This window comes from Parabacteroides faecalis, assembly GCF_022809355.1.
Taxonomy (GTDB): domain Bacteria; phylum Bacteroidota; class Bacteroidia; order Bacteroidales; family Tannerellaceae; genus Parabacteroides; species Parabacteroides faecalis.
Genome location: NZ_JAKZMM010000058.1, coordinates 1 through 21726, shown reverse-complemented (window position 1 = coordinate 21726; position 21726 = coordinate 1). Strand labels below are relative to the sequence as shown.

Annotated in this window: 22 protein-coding genes; 6 read left to right on the top strand and 16 right to left on the bottom strand. The window is 40.3% G+C overall.

What is annotated here, in order from left to right; translation table 11 throughout:
• Positions 1–226 precede the first annotated feature (226 nt).
• The 3 genes from MUN53_RS16360 to MUN53_RS16350 all read left to right on the top strand — a co-directional run bounded on the left by MUN53_RS16360 (position 227) and on the right by MUN53_RS16350 (position 3789).
• Positions 227–2062, top strand: a complete 1836-nt coding sequence (locus tag MUN53_RS16360; protein ID WP_243326485.1) for an AAA family ATPase — start codon at positions 227–229, stop codon at positions 2060–2062.
• On the top strand, positions 2043–3071 hold the full coding sequence (locus MUN53_RS16355; protein ID WP_243326484.1) for a hypothetical protein: 1029 nt from the start codon (positions 2043–2045) through the stop codon (positions 3069–3071). The genes MUN53_RS16360 and MUN53_RS16355 overlap by 20 nt, the downstream gene beginning before the upstream one ends.
• A 412-nt stretch (positions 3072–3483) precedes the next feature.
• Complete coding sequence (locus tag MUN53_RS16350) at positions 3484–3789, top strand: helix-turn-helix domain-containing protein (protein ID WP_004326370.1); 306 nt, start codon at positions 3484–3486, stop codon at positions 3787–3789.
• Positions 3790–3847: 58 nt separating this feature from the next.
• On the opposite strand, the gene MUN53_RS16345 is transcribed toward MUN53_RS16350, so the two are convergent.
• From MUN53_RS16345 to MUN53_RS16275, 16 genes are all read right to left on the bottom strand, one after another.
• Positions 3848–4630, bottom strand: a complete 783-nt coding sequence (locus MUN53_RS16345; protein WP_243326483.1) for a PRTRC system ThiF family protein — start codon at positions 4628–4630, stop codon at positions 3848–3850.
• The gene (locus MUN53_RS16340) at positions 4627–5328 is read right to left on the bottom strand and encodes a prokaryotic E2 ligase family D protein (protein WP_243326482.1); all 702 of its coding nucleotides are present in this window, start codon (positions 5326–5328) and stop codon (positions 4627–4629) included. The genes MUN53_RS16345 and MUN53_RS16340 overlap by 4 nt, the downstream gene beginning before the upstream one ends.
• A gap of 5 nt (positions 5329–5333) precedes the next feature.
• The gene (locus tag MUN53_RS16335) at positions 5334–6443 is read right to left on the bottom strand and encodes a peptidase (RefSeq protein WP_243326481.1); all 1110 of its coding nucleotides are present in this window, start codon (positions 6441–6443) and stop codon (positions 5334–5336) included.
• A gap of 36 nt (positions 6444–6479) precedes the next feature.
• On the bottom strand, positions 6480–6701 hold the full coding sequence (locus MUN53_RS16330) for a PRTRC system protein C (protein ID WP_004326366.1): 222 nt from the start codon (positions 6699–6701) through the stop codon (positions 6480–6482).
• Positions 6702–6745: 44 nt separating this feature from the next.
• Positions 6746–7807, bottom strand: coding sequence for a PRTRC system protein E (locus tag MUN53_RS16325; RefSeq protein WP_243326480.1), 1062 nt, complete (start codon positions 7805–7807; stop codon positions 6746–6748).
• An 18-nt stretch (positions 7808–7825) separates the two neighbouring features.
• On the bottom strand, positions 7826–8035 hold the full coding sequence (locus MUN53_RS16320) for a hypothetical protein (RefSeq protein WP_004326364.1): 210 nt from the start codon (positions 8033–8035) through the stop codon (positions 7826–7828).
• 22 nt (positions 8036–8057) lie between these two features.
• On the bottom strand, positions 8058–8273 hold the full coding sequence (locus MUN53_RS16315; protein ID WP_004326363.1) for a hypothetical protein: 216 nt from the start codon (positions 8271–8273) through the stop codon (positions 8058–8060).
• A gap of 291 nt (positions 8274–8564) precedes the next feature.
• Complete coding sequence (locus tag MUN53_RS16310; RefSeq protein ID WP_243326479.1) at positions 8565–10334, bottom strand: DNA topoisomerase; 1770 nt, start codon at positions 10332–10334, stop codon at positions 8565–8567.
• A 76-nt stretch (positions 10335–10410) separates the two neighbouring features.
• Positions 10411–10671 carry a DUF4099 domain-containing protein gene (locus MUN53_RS16305; RefSeq protein ID WP_004326355.1) on the bottom strand — a complete coding sequence of 87 codons (261 nt, stop codon included), beginning with the start codon at positions 10669–10671 and terminating at the stop codon, positions 10411–10413.
• A gap of 53 nt (positions 10672–10724) precedes the next feature.
• A complete protein-coding gene (locus tag MUN53_RS16300) occupies positions 10725–12542 on the bottom strand; it encodes a DUF3945 domain-containing protein (protein ID WP_243326478.1) in 1818 nt (605 codons plus the stop codon).
• 614 nt (positions 12543–13156) lie between these two features.
• Complete coding sequence (locus MUN53_RS16295) at positions 13157–14056, bottom strand: helix-turn-helix domain-containing protein (protein ID WP_243326477.1); 900 nt, start codon at positions 14054–14056, stop codon at positions 13157–13159.
• A gap of 463 nt (positions 14057–14519) precedes the next feature.
• Positions 14520–14966 (bottom strand): MBL fold metallo-hydrolase, encoded by a 447-nt coding sequence (locus MUN53_RS18355; RefSeq protein WP_317236359.1) that lies wholly within the window; start codon positions 14964–14966, stop codon positions 14520–14522.
• A gap of 19 nt (positions 14967–14985) precedes the next feature.
• Positions 14986–15480 (bottom strand): MBL fold metallo-hydrolase, encoded by a 495-nt coding sequence (locus tag MUN53_RS18350; protein ID WP_317236358.1) that lies wholly within the window; start codon positions 15478–15480, stop codon positions 14986–14988.
• 208 nt (positions 15481–15688) lie between these two features.
• A complete protein-coding gene (locus tag MUN53_RS16285) occupies positions 15689–16213 on the bottom strand; it encodes a cyclophilin-like fold protein (RefSeq protein ID WP_243326476.1) in 525 nt (174 codons plus the stop codon).
• Between the two features lie 210 nt (positions 16214–16423).
• Positions 16424–17320 (bottom strand): helix-turn-helix domain-containing protein, encoded by an 897-nt coding sequence (locus tag MUN53_RS16280; RefSeq protein WP_243326475.1) that lies wholly within the window; start codon positions 17318–17320, stop codon positions 16424–16426.
• Between the two features lie 8 nt (positions 17321–17328).
• Entirely contained in the window at positions 17329–18234 is a 906-nt protein-coding gene (locus MUN53_RS16275; RefSeq protein ID WP_243326474.1) for a helix-turn-helix domain-containing protein, read from the bottom strand.
• Between the two features lie 223 nt (positions 18235–18457).
• Here MUN53_RS16275 and MUN53_RS16270 point away from each other — a divergent pair, with 223 nt between their 5' ends.
• Genes MUN53_RS16270 through MUN53_RS16260 form a run of 3 tightly spaced genes read left to right on the top strand, consistent with a single transcriptional unit; the run spans position 18458 to position 21664 of the window.
• Entirely contained in the window at positions 18458–19504 is a 1047-nt protein-coding gene (locus MUN53_RS16270) for an alpha/beta hydrolase (RefSeq protein ID WP_243326473.1), read from the top strand.
• Positions 19505–19527: 23 nt separating this feature from the next.
• Positions 19528–20451 carry an alpha/beta hydrolase gene (locus MUN53_RS16265; RefSeq protein WP_243326472.1) on the top strand — a complete coding sequence of 308 codons (924 nt, stop codon included), beginning with the start codon at positions 19528–19530 and terminating at the stop codon, positions 20449–20451.
• Positions 20452–20458: 7 nt separating this feature from the next.
• A complete protein-coding gene (locus MUN53_RS16260; RefSeq protein WP_243326471.1) occupies positions 20459–21664 on the top strand; it encodes an iron-containing alcohol dehydrogenase in 1206 nt (401 codons plus the stop codon).
• Positions 21665–21726: the final 62 nt, after the last annotated feature.

The window sequence follows — 21726 nt, the reverse complement described above, 5'->3', positions numbered from 1 at the left end:
TTTGCAACACTAAGATAAGTGAAAATTCTGACATGGCAAAATCCTGGGCAACTTTTTGTTGCTCAGGAACTTATAAATAAAGTTAAATTATAGTGTTGCGGAATTAAGGGATTATATTTTATGTATACGATGTGAAAATGAAAAGATTAGTGCTATAAGATACAATTTTAATTTTGATACATCTCGATTTGAAAAGGTAGAGGCACCTATCAATATTGATGAGACATTGAAAAGAGGTGAAATAGCTGAAGGTAAAAATGAAAAAATAGAAGTTTTACGCAATTTTTGTTACACTATTGTCAATAACTATTCACTTTACTCTTTTAACTCTTTAAATTATTTAGATGAAATGACTTCCTTTAAGAAAGAGGCAAAAATACGTAGGGAAGGGAAACGAAATGGTTATAAGATAGATTTATTGGAAGATATAAAAAAAGAATGCAAAAAGAACAATAATGCAAATGCGATAAATGATGCACAGAGTTGGCTACAAGGTTTATTTCATAAGAATGATGGATATCAAGTACCTATAGTTATAACTCCAATGCGTGAAATTGGTCATATAGACCTACAAAAAGAATATAAATTAGCAAAGGAACGCCTATTGTCATTAATTTTCATGAAGAGACCAGATAGTAACGAACCTCTTTTTCATCGAATTAATGGCAAATTACGAGTAGATGGAATCTATTTAAGTAAAGATTATATTGAGGAAGCTAAATATAAAAATATAGATAGCTTATGGAGCTACTTACCCAATACTAGTTTAGAACTTTTTCGCCATATATATGATTTTATTGTTATCACTATAAAATATGAGATGCAAATAACGGATGAAAAGCGTAATCATTCTATTTTGGTATGGAATTATATTGTTCGGAAAATATTGAAAATAATTTTAACGTATCCACGGTATTTTAGTGTTCGACTTATATTATTGAATATAGAAAAAGATTTTTCTGAAGAAATACGTGAAACACTTCATAATATGATTCTTGATATATTGCATGACCATTCTCATATAACGAGAAAATTATTTCGCTCAATATATTATCTAAAGTATAACCATATTAATCAACAAAAATATTTATCTGTAAAAGAATTTAGTAAAGTTATTGAAGACATAGTGAATAACAGAAATAATACATGCTTTTATAAACCATATAATATTGATGAGTTGCTACCACCACCTATTTTTCATTTGGATTTTAAATTGTTTGATATGAATGATACAAAGAAAAAATATCCAATACAATTTCGAAATCTTAGCTCTGGTGAGAAACAAATTACTTATGTACTTAGTTCATTTTATTACCATCTGGCAAATTTAGATTCTGTTAGTAATTTTGGACGACGAATCAGACGGGAAAAGAAAAATATAATTAATATTTATGATAAGCAAGATGTCATTGTTTCCACGATCCAATATAAACATGTTAATATTATTTTCGATGAAGTTGAATTATATTTTCATCCTGAAATGCAACGTACCTTTATAGCTAACTTGCTCGATGGACTTAAGCAAATGAAATTTCAGAATTTGCGTAGTATACAGATTATGTTAGTTACTCATTCTCCTTTTATTCTTTCTGATATACCTAGAGAAAACGTATTATTTTTGGGGAAAGATGGGTACCCGAGATTGATAAATGACATGTATACCTTTGGAGCTAATATACATAGTATGCTTAAACATAGCTTTTTCTTATACAATGGTAGCATGGGAGAGTATGCTCAAAATTTAATCAAAGGAATAATTAATAAATTAAATTTCTACAATTTGATTATTCAACTTAAAGAAATTAATAAAGAGCCATCTGTATTGGAGAGAAAAAATAAGCTACAATATTTTAAAGATAGTAATTATAGGATAATAAAACTTTTACCGATAGAAATGCAAATGATGTTAAGAGAACAGAATATTGATGTGATATTTAATGAAGGAATTAATGAAATGCAGTCTATTCAACAATATATAGAAATGGTGCAGGAACCGATTGTAAAATATACTCTAGAAGAACAATATAATAAATGGAAAAATTATGTGGATACTCAAGCCTGATTCATTAAAAGCACAATGTTATGCAAAAGAATTCTGGAAGCAGACTTCTTATTCTTTTGATAAAACTTCACATAAGAAAAATGTTCCCAAGCAACTTCGTCATACTCGTGCTTTCGCTTATTTAACATATTCTGAGTTTAATAAATATCTTATAGCCATGCCTCATGAATTGTTAGATTTACATTCAAGGTTATTTACATACATTCTAAATGTGGAAAATAAAGAATTTATACAAGAAGAATGGGAAGAATATTTGTTAGATAATAATTCTCATCCTGAATATGCTGCTATTACTAGTGATGAGATTCAAACAATAAAACATTTTTTTAATTATGATTATCAGATTAGTGATAATTCAGAATTTAGTTATTATATAGCAGAGTTACTTAATACCAATACTTGTACTTATTGTAATCGACAATATACTCTAACTATTCGTAATGCTAAAAATGAACCTCTAATAAGACCGGAATTCGATCATTGGTTTGCACAGACTCATTATCCAGATTTAGCTTTATCATTTTATAACTTGATACCTTCATGTAGTTTTTGTAACTCAATAATTAAAAATAAAAAGGAAATGAGCTTAGCTAAGCATATTCATCCCTATATAGATAAAGAAGCTGGATTTGAGTTTACATATCATTGTATAGGAAGTGATAAAGCTGGGAAGGAACATTATGGAGTTGAGTGTAATGTAACAGCAACAGGATTAGATAAGGATCGTGTAGAAAATACTCTTGAATTTTTTCGAATTAAGGAAGTATATAATGCTCATGCTGAATTGGAGTTGAAGGATTTGATAGATTTAGCAATTGCTAATCCAGGGAATTATATTGATGAATTAGTTAGTCATGTATTGGAAAATACTCAATTAAGCAAAGAAGATATTTTTCGAATATTATTTGGAATAGAAATCTTGCCAGATAGATATCTTAATCGTCCTTTTTCTAAGTTTAAAATGGATATTATCAATAAAATACATGATATATTGATGAATAATCGTTAAAAGATATCTTCCGTCATTCTATATGGATATTTACATATGGAGTTAGATGATATGAGGGAGGATGACAATTCAATAGTTTTATCTATTTGTCTCAAAAAAACTTAAAATCAGTCTATATAATATTTTTTTCACCAATGCGTTGATAGTATGGGATAATTCCTTTATATTTATATTCTTGTAAAGTCTTAGGAAAGGATTTGTTAACTGCTTTTCAATTCGGTATTACATAGTTTACACTTTCGGTTTACAGCAGAAAATCAAGATGCTAATTTATATATCTGATTAACAGACGTATACAAAATGCTTTTATTTTCTTTATCTGTTTGGCATGTTATTCTCACTATTATGAGTATATACTCTTAGAGTGCGCACGAAAAGAGTATCGATTTATTCACTTAATAACATTGTAATTATGTCATATATAGATAATGAGATACTCGAAAGACTTATAGGAACAATGGTAGAGGGATTTGCCCGCATTGAAAAGAAACTGGACCAGATGAACCGTCTGAAAGAATGTATGAACGGGGATAAACTTCTTGATAATGTGGATCTGGCAGAACTCCTTGGTGTGTCACAAAGAACTCTGGCACGTTACAGGCAAGAGGGCAAGATTAAATATTACTCGGTGGAAAAGAACGGGAAATCATTCTATCTTGCCTCAGAGATACAGAGTTTCCTGCTTCAGCGTGGTAAGAACGTAGTAAATAATAAATAGCAAATAGACTAAGTGACCGTATTCTGATGGAAAGATGATACATACGGTCACTTATGCATTATACCGGGATTGCGGTCACTTTCAATGTCTCCAGATTGACATAGACACCGCGATACAGTGTCTTTCCTTCCTTGAACATTCTCCAGAGCAGGTCACATCCGATATGTGCTAGTGTGGAGTTAATGAACAAATCCTGTTTTTCCAGAGCTTCCGCCAGAGAACAGCTTGGTCCTGATTCCTTTTCCTTGATTTTAGCATAGTCCACTTCCTCGGTGATGACATTCATTTTAGGCATGGGAATATATTCCTGTGAAGAAGGTTGGAGAACTTTCTCACGTACCGTCCCGATGATGACCTGTCCTTTTGTCTGGCTGTTCCCGAAATCCATCCAGTATATGGGAGCCGAATGGTCACTGAAGTTTTCTTTGCGGACTTTCTTCAGGAACTTCCAAAGCGTAAGACGTGAACGTATATTGTCCGTACAGGTTATGATGATATTTGCTGTGCTGTCTTCAGAAAAATTCCTGGTAGGAAAACATTGCGGTTCGGCAGCCCATGCGTATCCGAAGAAACGGTTGATGCGTGTGACTAGTGATACGGCTTTGTTCAGTCCCAGTTCCGTCTCACTGAAAAGCTGGCGTCCTATATTGGCCTGGCTTACCGTATCGGGATCGAATACGGTGACATGCAGTCCCGGATGACCTAATGCCTGAAGTGCCATGCTCATGCGTGCCAGATTGGTTATCACTTGTGAGCCGGTACCTCCGGCTCCGATGACGAATACCGTTACCGGATGACGTGGATTGAGCAGGTAGCGGTCGGTAAAATGTATCTTTTTCATGGAAGTATGTCTTTAAGTTTTTTATTCATGGGCTTGAGTTCGTTCATGTCGAACGGATTGTTTCTTATGTTCTCGGTGACGATGACAAGATTTGAAACTGTAGGATTCATATTTCCTCCCAGATGGGAGAATTCAGTCAGCCAGAACCGTTTTTCCCAGTATTCCAGCAAGGAAAGGAAAGTCGGGTTTTGTGGCTTTTCCAAAGAACTGCTGCCAAGGCAGACACTTGATCCGGTCACGTTGAAGAACGGGGCACGGAACAGCGGAGTCGTCTCCACCGGACGTTTTCCCTTGAAGGCGAATACGTCCATGCTTCCGTTTTTTACATGGTAGACAATTCCCGGCAGATTGAACATGCCGTCCTGTATATTGAGATCCTTGTGAAAGAACATCTGTCTTTTTCCGGGCGGATTGTACCAGATATATTCTTCCTGTCCTTTTCTTGGATTGCAGGCCAGCATGTTTTCGGGGACTCTGCCTGCCGGTATCCCGCTCATTTCCTCCGTATAGGATTCTAGCAGGGTATTCATGAATTCGTATGTGACGGGGATACCTGCCCCCATCTGTCCGCTTTTCCCGATGGGACGCAATTCTATGAAGTACCTGGTGTCAGAATTTCTTCTGTCTTCATATTTGTAGGCTATGATAGCAGCTTTCGGCACCATCATTTTCTGTATGTTTTGGGTCAGTTCATTCATGATGTTTATAAATTATAGGTAACATGTTCTACAAATTTCTCAAACCATTTTGAGAACCGTTCCGGATAATTCTCTGGTCTGAACAGTTTTTCAGTTTCCGGTGTGATGAAGGTAAATGATACGGGAGTCTGGTTATATGTTTCCTGACAGTCAGTACTGAAACAGCTTTCCATGTCTTTGGTAACCGTATCCGTAATGGAATAGGTAAGCAGAATCTGATATTCGAGCGGTGGCGGTTCGAAATCCCTTTCCTTTTCACTTGCATAGTCATAATCATAATTCAAGATATGAGGACTGTCTTTTGCAATTAGGGACAGCCCTTCGGTAATCAGTTCCATAAGTCTTCTTTCTTTGTCGCTGGAAGGATTACAGTTGCGGATATGCTCTTCCAGATTCCTACAGAAAGCCCTGGAGTGCATCCGGCACAGTTTCCTGTGGATTTTCCCTTTCTCATATGACCTGAAAAGCTTTTCCTTTCTGTACAAATCCTTTTTCTCTTCCTCATCGAGCTGTTCAAAGTCCATATAATCGATACAGACTTCCGACATCTCAAAATAAGGGGTATCGGTTATATCCATCATCCTGTGATACTTGATGAACCGTCTGATGAACTCCAGTGTGATCCTTTTGATTCCACCTTTCAGTCTTTCCGTAAAATCTATCGGTATCAGGAATAGGGTGTAATCAGGCCATTCATGGAAATGATAGATACAGAACTGGAGCCTGTCACCGACAAGTTCCAGATTTACATGATGAGATACTATGGAATCCAGCGCATTGTATAGCAGGCATATTTTTTCTCTTATGGAAGTCCTGCCTGTAGGATGGTATGGCAGCTCCACATCCAGGAGCTGCGCATACTTCATGGCTGAACGGTACAGGAAATCAAGATTCTCTTTGGTGGTGACATTTACCGTTACATCCCTGTCATTCTCCACATACAGGTCGGGAGCGATGGAAGGTATTCTCGTGTTCAGAAAACCATGAGGCTTTCTGCGGGAGGGAGTTTTCTTTTCTTTCTGCTCCTGATGCCCCGGCTTATGTCCGTATTTTCGAGTTCCGATATGATAAGTCTGGCTAAATTTTCCAAAGCCCGTTCCGTAAGTTGTGTACATGGTTTTTTATTTTTATGTTGTCCTTTTTTCATGTCCTTACCCTTTCACTCCGATGGTTGTCTTGAATTCATATACTGCCCGGTCGTCTTCGATTTCCGGTCCGTGTACGGTCGCGGTGGTCAGTTCCGGATAGTTCATTGAATAGAAATCCATTACTTCAGCCGGAGACATGTTTACGTTCGGATCATCCAGTACGATTTCCTGACTGTTCTTCTTCATCTTGAATACTCTTTTCATTCCTTTAATTTCCAGTGCCATATTGTTTATTGTTTATTGGTTTTACAAATCATTTATTTTTATAATCAGCAGTATACCATTTCTACCTGTGCCTCGTCCTTCATACGGTACTCAGCCGGAAAATCCGGATATTCCGCATACGGGTCCTCTCTTAGAAGTTCCCTGTCATTCTCGTCTTCCGGATCGAAGCAGAATGTATCATGGGCTGCCGGTGCAGTCTGGTATTCCCGTCCGTTTCCGTTCTGTACCTGTGCTGTTCCGTTCGGTATATGGTCGTTTGTCGGCTGCCGCACCTGTTGTTGTGGATAAGGAACCGTCTCAGGCTGGTAAGCCGGCTGCTGCGGATAGGGCTGCATTGTAGCTCCTTGTGGCATACCTGTTCCTTGCATTACGGGGCGGTTTGGAACAGGTTGGATATATGCTCCGTTCGTTCCATATACCGGTTGAGGCATTCCCTGTGGAATCTGTTGTGGAGCAGACTGCATGACAGGTTCAGGATTCATAGTATGGGTCTGCTGCTCTGGGAATATGCTTGTTTGCATACCGGGCTGTGACTGACCGTTCATATTGCCTTGTGGTTGGGGAATTACCGGCTCCGGTTCCTCTGCCATACCGAACAGACTTCCTTCGCTGGCCTGTTTCTGTACTTCCTGCATCTTTTCGTCAATCTCCTTCTGTTTTTCTGAAGGAGCCAGCACCCGTGCCTGTTTCAGCCATGTCATTGCTTCGGAGAACCTTTTTGCGGCAGTTGCATCATCAGCCTTCTTGAGGAGCTTTTCCATCTTTTCACGTTTTTCCCTGGCTTCCTTTGATTCAGCCGGTACTGTTGGAGTTTTGGATGATTTGGCCTGTGATGTAGCCTTTTCTGCCTGTTTCTCGAAATTTTCCGCATTGACAAGCAGTCCCTGTACCTTCTGTATCGGTTGGAGTATGGTCTGCAGGAAGCCCATATCCAGTTCTGCCGGTGTTCCGTTCACGACCAATGGCACCATGTTTTGCCGTGTATCCTCTTTCAGGCTGTTCCGCCTTGGCATGACTGCCACACTCAGGCTGTTATCCACTTTACGGATATTGATATTCAGATCCGTACCTGCTGTAATCATCTGATAAATTGATTGAAAAAACATAATTGAAAAATTTTATGGTTATACATAAGTTTCCTTGAAGAATTCTTTCAGAATATTCTCTCTGTCCGGATTGCTGGAAATATCACGTAGCGATTCCAGATAGTAGCCGATGTTTTTAGGTTCATCAACTGTATTGGGCAGACGTCTTTTAACCGGTCTGATATGTTCGCCTTGTGGCCATGCAGTCGGCATGACAGGAGCTTGTGAAGTTATAGCAACTGTTTCCATATATGTATATTTATATTTTGGGTTATGCGACAAATAATCCTACAATGAACAGAAGAATAAGAATCTTGAAAATAATGACCAGTATCCTGAACAGGAAACCGAAGAATCCTCCTGCAAGCAACAGCAGCGTAATCATCCCGGTGGGGACAATCCCTTTGCTTGTCAGCAGACATATTCCGGTAATCAGGAATATCGCTGTTGCATGTCTGCCAATCTTTCTGATAATCTGTAGTTTCATAATCCTTAATTTTATGAATGAATAATCCCATCGGGATGTGTTTTCCCGATTTTATAGGCCTCCGGCCTCTTGGATTGCCTTTTTGCGCAAGGCCTGGCAGGAAAAAATACCGGAGCGTAGCGAGGATGATTTTTTCCTGTCCAGCCAAGCCCTTTAGGGCAGCCTTGCGGCAAAAGGCAGGCAATCCAAGACCTTTGCCGCTTAAAAGCGGAAAAACAGAATCTTTTCTGTACGGATACAAAAAATGCAGACCTTCCGGCCTGCATTCTCTTGGTTGATTAGGTATAGATGTTATTCTTCTTTTGTGGAATAGGTGTTGAAAATGTCATCAGTCATTTCCTTGGCGAGAGTCCTGATCTTGTTCAGGAAGTCCTGTCTGGTTATCATTCCGCTTTCAAGTCCGGCCAGCTGTTTTTCCCAGTCTGCGGTGAGTGAAGTATCCGCAATTTTCTTTCCACGGATGGTTTCGTAGGTGAACATGCCTTTCGGGGTCGGAACGATATATTTCCCTGAATAACGGATATACTTACGGTTAACCAGTGTGCGGATAATATTGGTACGTGAGGATACCGTACCCAGTCCGTTCTGTTCCATGTATTCCACCAGTTCTGCATCCGTGAACGGATTTACCGGCAGCTGTTTCTTGTGTACCATGTTGCATCCGCATACATTCAGGGTATCACCTTTCTCCATTTTTGGGAGTTCTTTGACGGAATACCCCGATGTCGGGATCATGTCGGAACACATGAACACATCATGCCAGCCGGCTTCAATGATTCTTGTTTGTTCAACCTTGAAATGCTGTGCGGCACAGACCGCTTCAACATTTGTCGTTTCTATGCGGCATGGAGCCATGAATGCTTCGAGCATCCTTCCGGCTACAAGTCTGTAAACCTGCATTTCCTTTTCGGACATATTTCCGGGACGGATACCTGTAATGATGATGGCATGATGTACATTGGCTTTTTCTGCACTTATTACGTGGCGGGACAAACTGGATATGTCAATACCTCCAGTTCCTTTAGCGGCAGGGAACAGCTCCCATGATAGCAGACGCGCCATGATTGGTGAAAGCGAGTCAAACACATCCTCCGTCAGATAACGGCTGGAAGTCCTTGGGTAGGAAATCAGTTTCTTTTCATAAAGGGACTGTGCGATGTCATACACCTCTGATGCGGTATAACCATAGCGGATGTTCGCTTCCTTCTGAAGTTGTGTCAGGTCAAGCAGATCCGGTGGAAGTATTTCCTTAACGCTGTGACTGATACCTGTGATCTGTGCCTGATGTGCCAGTTTGCAGTCCTGGAAAAACATTGTTGCGGATTCTTTGTCGGGAAGATCCTGTGTGCGGCGCATCTTGAAGAGGATGCCGTCCTTTTGCAGGCTGATGTAGATGGGCCAGCTGTCCGATGAAATATGGTTTTCCCTTTCACGGTAGCGTCTGCTGATGGCAGCCAGTACCGGTGTCTGCACCCGTCCAAGGGAATTGTTGCCGAGGCCCGTCGCCTTGCACATGGCATAGCTGGCGTTGATTCCGAGAATCCAGTCCGCCTTGTTGCGGCTGTCGGCAGCAAGGAACAGGCTGTTGTAGCAACTGTCCGGCTTCAGGTTTTCCATGCCTTTACGCACAGACTCGTCGGTAAGAGATGAAATCCACAGACGGAAACAGGGCTGTGTACAGTTCAGGTATTGATATACATAGCGGAATGTCATTTCCCCGTCACGGCTGGCATCGGTAGCCGCAATGATGGTGTCACATGCCTGAAACACTCTCTCGATTACTTTAAGCTGGAGCACGGCATCAATGTCCGGTATCCATCCGTTCTCGGTGCGTGTATGACGTACCATCAGCTCAAATTCGGACGGGATGAAAGGAAAGTCATTCCGTTCCAGCTTCTGGGTTCCGTAGTCCTTCGGCATGGCCAGTGACAGCATGTTCCCGAAAGTCCACGTAACCATGTAGCCGTTTCCTTCCACATATCCGTTTCTTACTCTGGTTGCACCGATGATTCTTCCGATTTCTTTTCCTACACTTGGTTTGTCTGTTAATATGGCAATCATGATAAATTCTGTTTTTTATATCTTTCCATACGGTAAGTCCGTATGGAAAGAGAGATGATACATTATGGATTCTTATTTATTCACCTGAAGGGTTGATACCGTTTATGCTGATGACCGGATTTCCATTCTCGTCTTCAATCAGACTGAGTGTGGCATCCATTGTAAGTGAAAATACAGGAGTCTTGATTTTAATGGACATGACATTGGTTTCCTCTCCCTGAAGGAGCAGGTCCATGTTTCCGTCCTTTTCAATTTGCGATCTGCTGATACCTACCGATTCCAGTTTCTCCCAGTCGATTTGTTCAGCCTTGTAGATATGATGATTGGTCTTGTTCATGTTCTTTCCTTTTTTAGTAATTGATGATTTGAATGATTTGAATCCCGTTCAGGTCAGACAGCCTGTTTTGCTCCCTTCTTCTGTTCCTGCTGCTGGGTATTGTCAGTCTGTGAAGCACGCTGTGAGGTATTGCGGCGCACATCCGGATTTTCCTGGAAATATTGCAGCTGTCCGGTGTTTGCGTTTACTTTCAGATAGGAATCAAACGGTTTGCCGTTGGGACCTTTCATACCCGTTACAAGGATGGCCTTTCCGTCCTGAAGATTTGCTCTTTCCTGTGCCGAAAGCAGGTGTCCGTAAACCTCAGCCGGGATGGTAGGTGCCTGTCGTTCGTTGAAACCGTCCGGAGTTCTGGAATACTGTGGTCTTCCACTTGCCAGGTCCAGCTTGACGAATGACGAGAATTCCTCACCTTTACGGTTGATCATGTTCTCAAGATAGATGGGCTGCCCTTTGCGTAAAGCTTCTTTATCTTCCGGTGTGAGCTGTACCGAACAGATTTCCTTCGGTATGTAGATTTCTCCCGTTTCCGGATTGTGGCGTGTATATTGGAGCCCGCCTGTTACCTTATCCATGGTAACGAAGGAGGAAAACAGTTCGCCGTTCTTTCGCTTCATATCCTCTACAAGGATGGTATGTCCTTCATTCAACGCTTTGAGCTGCATGGGGGAAAGCGGTACACCACCGAGCGTCTGCTGATTGAAGGCCTGGTCTTTCGGGAAGATAAATTCGATGCCTCTTCTTTCTGCACTGTATTGCAGATTGGCATTAAACTCTTTACCCTGATTGGATTTCATTCCCTCTACGAATATCTGTTCTCCGTTTTTCAGTTTCTGAATTTCATCCGGAGTCAGGGTTACCCCTTTGATTTCATTCGGGATATAGACATGCTCCTGTCGTACGGCTACCAGTTCGTTGGTATTCTTGTCGATGGAAATCAAACACGGCTCAGTTGTGTTACCACGCAGGTTAAGGTCAGCCACGCGTCCCATGTTTCCACTTTCACGCAGGTTCTTCTTGTCCTCTTCCGTGAAGATATGTCCGAAATAAGGACGGTCCAGTTCCGGTTCCTTTCTGATACCGTGGATGCCCAGCATGACCTGCCCGCCGTTGGATATGAATGAAAGGCGTGCGTCCAGCTTGGCAGTCAGTACCCCAGGAATGTTGAGTGTCAGCGGCATTGTCCTGTTGGTCTTGTATCCTTTCAGCATGCCGTCCAGCTGTCCGGACTGCTCCAGCATTTCCTTGGATATGCCGAACTTACCCAGTTCCTCCCAGTTAATCATATTCTCGTTGTAGCGGTACGTGGGTGTCTGCTGGCGTTGCGGTTCCTGCTGTTCGCGCCCCTGTGCGGCAGCTTCCACCTGTGATACCTGTTCAGGCTGAGCCTGCGTTGTCTGTTCCTGCTTCTTTGCCATTGTTGTTTCCTCCTCTTTTGTTTGACTGTTTTTCTGATTGTTTGCCTTCGGTACGATTTCATAGCGTTTCAGAAATTCCTTTACCGCGTCTGTATTCTTACCTTCGGCCAAATCCTTGAGAGCCTGTTTGTTCTGCTTGTAATCATTGAAGGTCATACGGATAAGTCTGAAATGCGTAGGCTCCTTCAGCTGGCTCCAAAAATTCTTGATAAAGTTTTCGAGAATACTCGAATTCTTGTCGAATTTCAGGAATGAGTTCTCATTCTTCTCCTCCGGTGCAACCGTCTGATAATTGCCTTTCTCGTCTGCCTTGCTGACCACTCCCAAACCCTCCTTGGGGTCATTCTTGTTATGTACCAGCAGAAGCTCGTCAATTTGTTCCACATAAGGCTTTTCCGGTTTCTTTGTCCGGCCTTGCCTTTTTTCCTTGTCAGGACTGTTTTCTTGTGTCATAATCTTTTGTTTTGAGTGATTACTTGATTTGTTTCACAGTCCAAATGTAAGACGATAAATTGAGTAAACGACTGATTTATAAATAGATGACATTAGATGTCATCAGGTGTCATCAGATGTCATATCGGAGATAGGAAAGAACGTAGAAACAGCAGAAAAAAGGATGAAAAGAAATAGGAAGAGTTGGAATAAAAACATAGCGAAGCCACCTGACTATGCAGATCGGAGGGAGCTGAAATCCCTGTCTTATTTTGGGAGTTGATAGGCTGGCTATGTTTTGTTATTTGGGAAGGTGGGTTTTCACAGTATTTGTGAGGCCATATATAGAATATAAGGATAGCCGCCTTTGATTCACGGCTATGCGTCACGTCGGTCGCAGTTAATCCCTGTAATCTTTCCTTTAATTCTAATCCGTTTGCCGCCGCATTCTTTTTCAGGTGAATTTTCATGGCGTAAGCCATAAAGAAAATTCTCCTGAAAAAAGGAATAAATGCGGCTGGCAAATCAGGATTTGGATTTATCTTTGATGGAAGGGATAACTGACTTTTATTTAAATTTGGAGTATAATTGGAATCTAAAATATTACAAATATTTCCATAACATATGGATAAAAATCATGCTCCTTGAGCTCTGAATTCATTCGGGGTAATTCCCACTATACGTTTGAACATGCGGCTCATGTGTTGTGGATACTGGAATCCGAGACTGTATGCTATCTCGCTCATAGGTTTGGAGGTGGAAAGAAGTAATTCTTTTGCTCGACCTATCAGTTTATCCTGAATATATTCTGTAACAGTCTTGCCTGTCTGCTTACTGATCATGTCACCGAAATAATTCGGCGAAAGGAATACCTTGTCTGCAAAGTATTTCACATTTGGCAGTCCGTTTTCTTGTGGAGCTTTGCTGTCAAAATATTCATCAAGCAGACGTTCAAATCGGACAATCACATCCTTATTGGATGCCTCCCGTGTTGTAAACTGACGTTCGTAAAAGCGCATACAATAATCAAGTAGCAATCCGATATTGGCTGTAATCAGCCGTCTGCTATGCTTGTCAATATTATGTTCCAGTTCGACCTCGATTTTACGGAAACAATCCATAATGGTTTCTCGTTCAGTATCGGACAAATGGAGTGCTTCACGGGTTTCGTATGAAAAGAATGAATACTTCTTTATTTCCTGTCCCAACATTGTTCCCCTGATAAAATCAGGATGAAATAGAATACCATGTGCTGTTGGCCTGACATTTTTTAACATTTCTGTTTCTGCTACCTGTCCCGGAGTGAAACATACAATGGTTCCTTCTTTGTAATCGTATGGCTGTCTGCCATATGTAATATCACCACATTTCGTTTCTTTCAGAAACAGAGCATACACTCCATAATTGATTTTGAAGTGTTCGGGCCATACGGTTGCCTTTGACAAGTCGACAACTGCCACCATGGGATGCAATGTTTCCAATCCGTAAAGCTTGTTGTATCTGTCAATACTATCCAATTTTATCAGTCCTTCCATATCGCAAAAGTTTATTCATTGTTTCTCGAATATAATTTTCCTGTTTTTTTGAGTATTTATTTTCTCTATGATAGTGTCGGTTATAGATAGATGCTTGCATCAACAGTTTGCCGCTTGATACGCTCAAATCCTAAATGATTACCGATTTACGCCAAATGAGTGAATAATCCACTAGTCAACCGTGATATCAAGTAAACAATCCTGTTACAATATTTTTATATTGGACTCATAAAGATAATTGCCTTCAGACACACATATCAAATGTTTTTATATTGTGATACTTTTGATGGTCGATTCATAGACAAAGTTATGAGGCTTAGACAAAGGTTATTTTCATTAATTATAGTATCTATCATAATTTCAACACCATTTTATGGTTGATTAATATCAAGTGACAAAAGCTCTCCGATAACCGGCATGGAGACATCTATCTTTGTTTCTTTTTGGAGGCGTGAAGCAGTTTTCAGAGGCTCGTTCCACGGATGTCTTTGGAGTGATGCACAGTAACTACATGACGAGCATTCAGGTCTGACACAACTTGTGTAAGCTGTTCTGGCATGATATGGATAAATCTCCAATCCTTGCTGTATTGACCGTTTTCAAGAATCGCCCAATCAATTGTTGAGAATCGACGCCCGATTCGCTTGAAATGAGAGCCATATCCGCCATCACTGCCCAAATACAAGGTCAGAGAAGGTGACTCAATTAGAAAAGAGCTCCATAAAGTTTTATTCAACACAAGTCCGCGACCCGAAAAATGACGGGCTGGAAGAGAATGGATAACTAAACTGTCATAAGGAATATGCTCTTCCCAATCCAACTCTACTAACTGCTCTGCACAATAGCCCCAACGCTCGAAATGGGTCCCAACACCAAGCGAACAAACTACTTTGTCAACTTTTTCACGCAATTCTGTAATTGTTCGATAATCAAGATGATCCCAATGATTGTGTGATAAGCAGTAAGTCAATATCCGGAATATTATTTGTATTGAAGATATCTGTCCCTGCAAACGGACGGTTGAGAAACAAGACAGGAGCAGCGGCATGGAATACAGGATCAACAAGAATCCATTGACCACCAACCTGAAGCAGATAAGAAGAATGGCCGAACCAAACCATCAGATTCCCTGTATCTGGTAGCAGACGGTAATCGAACTGTACGATGGGTATGGCTATTTCTGGTCGGGGATCTTTCCGGTCTGTAAAAACAAACTCCCACAAAGCCTGCAAGCGGTTTTTTCCATCAGCCATCACCGGAGTGGGCTCCTGATTATAAAACATCCCGTTCCGATAGTTTGGAGACTTGCGAATCTTTTCCAGCCGTTCGCCTGAAGGATTTTGGCCAAATGACGGGCTTATAAGGAAATAACCAACACCTAAACCGCACAGTAGAAAGACTGACAAAATAATCGTAAAAAACATTATTTTCTTTTTTTATCCATTTTGTTTTCAGACATGATTATTTCACGTTAGGACAAATAAGGCTTGACCAGAAACTCTGATGAAATACCATCGTATCATAGGAGAATTGTAAGAGGTAGCAACAGACTGTCACGTGGCTTTCCCGAGGCGGTCTTTGCAGGATGCAGTAAGTATAGTGTATTGTCATATGTATATTATCGTTCTCATCTTATTTCTCATCTTGAATTTTATTTAATGAAAGAGTGAGGGTTATTTCTCCCATTCCTCCCAATAACTCCAGCATCTTCTCTCGGGTGGATACACCGTCCACATGTCCCAGCCGAGTAAATTTCCATGTATTTGTATCGTAATAAATGACCAGCGAGTTGCCCTGATAAAGAATCAGATCACCGGGACTGGTTGTAGTATGTCTGTCGTTTCTTGGCAGTGAGAATCCTAATAAACCGACTTTCTCCATATTTCCATAATCGTTCATTCGTATACTGATATTTCCTTTTGTAAGTTTTTCTTTCAATGCATCTGTTGATGAATTCTTTACTAAGGTGACTGTAAACGAACGACCATTTATCGTTAGTTTGATAATATTGTTTTCCATATTTATTTTTTCTTTTTCATTATAATCTTCTCCTGTAACTTGTTCGTGTTGTCCGAATACAATCGTATTCTCATTACTTCCATATGCTGCAACATATATCATAACAAAATATAATAAAATCAGGAATAATCGTTTCATAGCTATGTGTTTAACCTGTTATTTTATAATCTTATCGAATCCAAAAAGTCCATGGATATAAACGGTCGATTGATGATTATTAAGTATTTTTATTTTATTCGTCGTATAAGTTTTATCCTTTAACAAAGAATGCCGGCAGTTGATGTCAGATTCAATCCAAGAAACAGGGATTCAAATGTATTTCTTAACCATTAATGAAGATTTCTTTTATCAATTCTCATTTTGTAAGTGTTTGTACTCATTAGGTGCTATTCCTGTTATCTTCTTGAATAGTAAACTGAAATATTGTACGTTTGGATAACCCAATTGTCGTGCTACAACAGTTGGGGTATTATCTGATTTTAACAACATCGTTTTAGCGATTTCAAATTGTTTTAGTTTGAAATATTCCTCCAATGTCTTACCAATCTCGAACTTCAGTAAATCTTTGAAGTAAGAGACGGAAAGCCCTAGATATTCTGCACAATACTCGGGAGTAGGAAGAATAGCATTATATAACTTTCCGGAATTAATATAATCGTCAAGCAACTTTTCCATTTTTTTCAAAATAATTTTGTTCTTGTCCTCTCTTGTGATAAACTGACGTTCGTAATAACGGGTACAATAGTCCAATAATAATTCTATATGCCGTGAAAGGATAGTACTGCTGTGTACATCTATGGGATGATGCAGTTCTTCTTCTATATTCCAAAGGCAACAAGTGATTTTTTCTGTTTCACGTTTAGACAGATGTAAGGCTTCTTCCTTTCGATAACGAAAGAAAGTGTAATTTTCGATATGATTTTTCAAGGTAGTCCGGAAGAGTAAGTCTGGGTGAAATATTAGTAAATAACCTTTATCCGGTAAGATGTTGTTTTTACTCATTTGAAAAATCTCTCCAGGCGTTAAAAATACCATTGTAGCATTTGAGTAGTCATAATATTTTCGACCACAACAACCATCTGCGCATTCCTCAATTAATAGCACGGCATAAAACTCAAACTTTACATTTTCTTGTTCTAAATCAGGGTGTTCCAGATTGATGATACTTGCCTGAGGGTGCAATGTCTTACACCCTAAACGACTGTTACATTCGCATACACTCTTTATATCTAATGTTTCTTCCATATATTCTTTCAGCTATTTATCTGTATCCGATATTCATTCGGTGTGCATCCGACCCTCTTTTTGAAAAGGCGACAGAGGTGTTGGGGATATTGAAATCCGAGAGAATAAGCAATCTGGCTTACCGTATCTTCAGTACCAGACATTCTATCCTTCGCTATTTCGATGACTTTCTCCTGAATATATTCCTGCGGACTCTTACCTGTCTCTTTTTTGAGCATGTCTCCGAAATAATTGGGAGAAAGACATAACTTGTCAGCGAAGTATTTCACGGATGGAAGCCCATCACGTTCTGCTGTATTCCCCTCGAAGTATTCATTTAGTAGATATTCGAAACGGGTTAGTGCATCTCGGTTGATTTTGCCACGTGTGAAAAACTGACGTTCGTAGAACCTTGTGCAGTATCCAAGTAGTAATTCAATATAAGTTACAATCAGTTTTTTGCTGTGCTTGTCGATATTATGTTCCAGTTCTTTACGGATAATATTCAAGCAATCCAATATAATTGTCCTCTCCTCTTCCGATACGTGTAACGCTTCATTAACCTCATATGAGAAAAACGTGTAATTCTTTATCGTTTTATTTAATGATGTACCGCGAAGTAGGTCAGGATGAAATATTATTCCATAAGCATTTGTTCGAACGGTTGTGACCGTTGAAGTTGTTTCAGCCTTTTGTCCTGGAGCGAAACATACAATGGTTCCTTCTTCGTAGTCGTATTTCTGTCGACCGTATTTGATGTCACAGGACTTTTCCAATTTTAAGAATAGGGCATACAAGCCGTAATTCACCCGTATGAAATCTACTCCGCGTGTCGCTTCATTTAGATTGACCACACTTACCAATGGGTGCAGGGTTTCAAGACCATATAATTGGTTATACTGATTTACATTATCTAAATTGAGTATTTTGTCCATATTGAAATTCTTTTTATACAAAAATAGAGGATTATGAGGATCCTATCATAACCTTAATTACTGATAATATAACCTCAAATACAGATGTTACACATTCTTCCCTGGGATTATGTAATTGGGGTTATATCATCTGTAATCCATCTACCAAGTTTATACTTAATATGCTGTAATTTTGCGATGTAAAAAGAAAACAAAAGCAATAATCATTAAAATCACATCGATTATGAAACGAATAACTTTCTTAACAGTTGCTTTCCTCTGCCTGTTTGGCCTGATTGAAAGTTTGGCACAAAACACTTATAGTTACAAGGATATGGAACAATTGGATCTAACAAAAGAATGGGATAAGACTTTTCCGAAGAGCGACAAGGTAAATCATAGTAAAGTGACCTTTCACAACCGCTATGGCATTACGCTTGTGGCTGACCTCTACATGCCTAAACAGGCTACGGGTAAGTTGGCTGCCATTGCCGTAAGCGGACCGTTTGGAGCAGTCAAGGAGCAGTCGTCTGGTCTGTATGCACAGACGCTGGCCGAGCGTGGCTTTCTGACTATAGCTTTTGACCCCTCGTTTACAGGCGAAAGCGGCGGTCAGCCCCGATATGTGGCTTCGCCCGACATCAATACGGAAGACTTTTGCGCAGCGGTGGACTATTTGTCAACCCGCAACGACGTGGATTCTGAACGTATTGGTATCCTCGGTATCTGTGGTTGGGGAGGTATGGCTTTGAATGCTGCCGCTATCGACACGCGTATCAAGGCGACAGTCACTTCGACGATGTACGATATGAGTCGAGTGAATGCTAATGGTTATTTCGATTCGATGGATGCTGGTCAGCGTTACGAACTCCGCCAACAACTTAACGCCCAGCGCACGATCGATTATCGTAATGGTTTCTATGAACGTGCTGGCGGTGTGGTGGACCCTCTTCCTGCTGATGCACCCCAATTCGTGAAAGACTACTATGCCTACTATAAGACCTCGCGCGGTTACCACAAGCGTTCGCTCAATTCGAACAACGGATGGAACAAGACTTCTTCGCTGTCATTCATTAACATGCCTATCCTAACTTATAGCAATGAGATACGCAGTGCTATTCTGATGATTCACGGAGAAAAGGCCTTTAGTAGAGATGCATTCCAAAAGCTGAAGGGCGACAACAAAGAATTGCTAATCATCCCTGGTGCCAATCATACTGACTTGTACGATAATCTGAAGGTGATACCTTTCGACAAGATAGAATTGTTTTTCCGTGAATATCTTAAATAAAAAACTTTATAATAAAAAGAAATATGAGTACCAAACAAAAAGTTTTCTTTCCTAACAAGACATTGAAGATGTCGGGTGAAATTTATTTCCCCGAAGGATTCGATACTGAAATGAAATATCCAGGTATTGTGGTGACACATCCCGGTAACGGAGTGAAAGAACAAGTAGCTGGGCTATATGCTCGTCTGTTATCTGAGAGGGGCTTTATCACTTTGGCTTTTGATGCTTCTCATCAAGGAGAGAGTGAAGGATTGCCACGATTTTTGGAAGATCCGACTAGAAGAGTGGAAGATATCCGTTGTGCAATAGACTATTTAGTTACTTTGCCATATATAGATGAAGAACGCATTGGAGCGATGGGTATTTGTGCAGGTGCAGGATATTCGATCAATGCGGCACAGACTGAATATCGTATAAAAGCGGTAGCAGGTATTAGTACATGGGATGTAGGTGATAGCCAACGCAATGGTTTTGCACGTTGTTGGACTGATGAGGAAAAGAAACAGATGCTTCGTGAAGTAGCTCTTCAGCGTACTCGTGAAGCAAGAGGCGAAGCGCCTCTATATGTAGGATATGTTCCAAATTCTCAAGAAGAAATTACCGAGAAAACATCAACCATCCAGCGTGAAGCATATGAATATTATTGTACTCCACGTGCTTCGCATCCAAATTCACACAATAAATTTTTGTTTACATGTAATGATAGGCTAGCAGCATTCAATGCTTTTGATTTAATAGAAACCATTTCTCCCCGCCCTATACTTTTTATAGTCGGAAGTAAGGCGGACACAATCTATTTCAGTCAGGATGCTTACAATAAAGCGAACGAACCGAAAGAACTCTACCAGTTAGAAGGGGCAACACATGTGGATTTGTATGACAAAATGGAATATGTCGATCAGGCTGTGGAGAAACTTAATACGTTTTTTAGTAGTAATTTAAAATAAAAGAGCAATGTTAGGTAATTTCATATATTCAAATCCTACGAAATTGTATTTCGGGGATGAAGTCCAAAAGAATCTGCGAGAAGAGTTAAAAAAATACGGTCCGAAAGTGCTTTTGACTTATGGAGGTGGTTCTATTAAAACAAACGGCATTTACGAGGAAGTGATGTCTGTTCTGAATTCGATAGGAAAAGAAGTGATAGAATTGCCGGGTGTTATGCCTAATCCCACGACGGATAAACTTAATGAAGGGGCAAAATTAGCACGAAAGCATAACGTAGATCTGATCTTGGCCGTTGGTGGAGGTTCGACAATCGACTATGCCAAAGCGGTAAGTGTTTCGGCATGGTATGATGGAGATCCATGGAAAAAATTCTATCTTAATCAGGAGGAGCCTGACAGTAATCAGCGTATCATCCCTGTCGGTTCTGTTTTGACAATGGTTGGTACAGGTTCAGAAATGAACGGAGGTTCGGTCATTACTAATCATGCGGCGAAGCTCAAAATAGGCAAAGTTTTCGGAGAAAATGTAATGCCTAAGTTCTCTATCCTTAACCCTCGTTATACATTCTCTGTTCCGAAAAATCAGATGGTAGCCGGAATATTTGACATTATGAGCCACATCATGGAGCAGTATTTCTCGGGCAATGATGATAACACGTCCGATTATCTGGCGGAAGGTCTGATGCGTTCGCTTATACACAGTAGTCTTGTAGCAATCGATAATCCACAAGATTACGAGGCACGTTCCAATATCATGTGGACTTCAACGTGGGCACTGAACACGCTTATCGGAAAAGGTAAGAGTCAGGACTGGATGGTACACATGATAGGCCAAGCTATCGGAGCACATACGGATGCAACCCATGGCATGACCTTATCCGGGGTTTCCATTGCTTATTACCGGCATGTCCTCCCATATGGATTGAAGAAGTTCACTCGTTTTGCTACTGTGGTTTGGGATATACCTGCAGTAGGAAAAACGGATAGACAGCTCGCTGTCGAAGGTGTGGATGCTTTACTTAAGTGGATGAAGGAAATCGGTGTCGTTACAGATATTTCATCGCTCGGTGTTACTAAAGATATGCTTGAAAGCATTACCGATGCAACGCTTATTATGAACGGAGGTTTTAAGGTACTTGAACGGGAAGAGATTATGTCTATACTTCCCTTAATTCCGCAACACTATAATTTAACTTTATTTATAAGTTCCTGAGCAACAAAAAGTTGCCCAGGATTTTGCCATGTCAGAATTTTCACTTATCTTAGTGTTGCAAA

Excerpts from the sequence above, each read along its gene's own strand:
- MUN53_RS16315 (WP_004326363.1), bottom strand. The coding sequence starts at position 8,273 with ATGAAACTACAGATTATCAGAAAGATTGGCAGACATGCAACAGCGATA.
- MUN53_RS16300 (WP_243326478.1), bottom strand. The coding sequence starts at position 12,542 with ATGACACAAGAAAACAGTCCTGACAAGGAAAAAAGGCAAGGCCGGACA.
- MUN53_RS16355 (WP_243326484.1), top strand. The coding sequence starts at position 2,043 with ATGTGGATACTCAAGCCTGATTCATTAAAAGCACAATGTTATGCAAAA.
- MUN53_RS16260 (WP_243326471.1), top strand. The coding sequence starts at position 20,459 with ATGTTAGGTAATTTCATATATTCAAATCCTACGAAATTGTATTTCGGG.
- MUN53_RS16330 (WP_004326366.1), bottom strand. The coding sequence starts at position 6,701 with ATGGCACTGGAAATTAAAGGAATGAAAAGAGTATTCAAGATGAAGAAG.
- MUN53_RS16325 (WP_243326480.1), bottom strand. The coding sequence starts at position 7,807 with ATGTTTTTTCAATCAATTTATCAGATGATTACAGCAGGTACGGATCTG.
- MUN53_RS16285 (WP_243326476.1), bottom strand. The coding sequence starts at position 16,213 with ATGAAACGATTATTCCTGATTTTATTATATTTTGTTATGATATATGTT.
- MUN53_RS16350 (WP_004326370.1), top strand. The coding sequence starts at position 3,484 with ATGTCATATATAGATAATGAGATACTCGAAAGACTTATAGGAACAATG.
- MUN53_RS16320 (WP_004326364.1), bottom strand. The coding sequence starts at position 8,035 with ATGGAAACAGTTGCTATAACTTCACAAGCTCCTGTCATGCCGACTGCA.
- MUN53_RS18350 (WP_317236358.1), bottom strand. The coding sequence starts at position 15,480 with ATGTTTTTTACGATTATTTTGTCAGTCTTTCTACTGTGCGGTTTAGGT.
- MUN53_RS16270 (WP_243326473.1), top strand. The coding sequence starts at position 18,458 with ATGAAACGAATAACTTTCTTAACAGTTGCTTTCCTCTGCCTGTTTGGC.
- MUN53_RS16265 (WP_243326472.1), top strand. The coding sequence starts at position 19,528 with ATGAGTACCAAACAAAAAGTTTTCTTTCCTAACAAGACATTGAAGATG.
- MUN53_RS16280 (WP_243326475.1), bottom strand. The coding sequence starts at position 17,320 with ATGGAAGAAACATTAGATATAAAGAGTGTATGCGAATGTAACAGTCGT.
- MUN53_RS16310 (WP_243326479.1), bottom strand. The coding sequence starts at position 10,334 with ATGATTGCCATATTAACAGACAAACCAAGTGTAGGAAAAGAAATCGGA.
- MUN53_RS16335 (WP_243326481.1), bottom strand. The coding sequence starts at position 6,443 with ATGTACACAACTTACGGAACGGGCTTTGGAAAATTTAGCCAGACTTAT.
- MUN53_RS16295 (WP_243326477.1), bottom strand. The coding sequence starts at position 14,056 with ATGGAAGGACTGATAAAATTGGATAGTATTGACAGATACAACAAGCTT.
- MUN53_RS16305 (WP_004326355.1), bottom strand. The coding sequence starts at position 10,671 with ATGAACAAGACCAATCATCATATCTACAAGGCTGAACAAATCGACTGG.
- MUN53_RS16345 (WP_243326483.1), bottom strand. The coding sequence starts at position 4,630 with ATGAAAAAGATACATTTTACCGACCGCTACCTGCTCAATCCACGTCAT.
- MUN53_RS16275 (WP_243326474.1), bottom strand. The coding sequence starts at position 18,234 with ATGGACAAAATACTCAATTTAGATAATGTAAATCAGTATAACCAATTA.
- MUN53_RS16340 (WP_243326482.1), bottom strand. The coding sequence starts at position 5,328 with ATGAATGAACTGACCCAAAACATACAGAAAATGATGGTGCCGAAAGCT.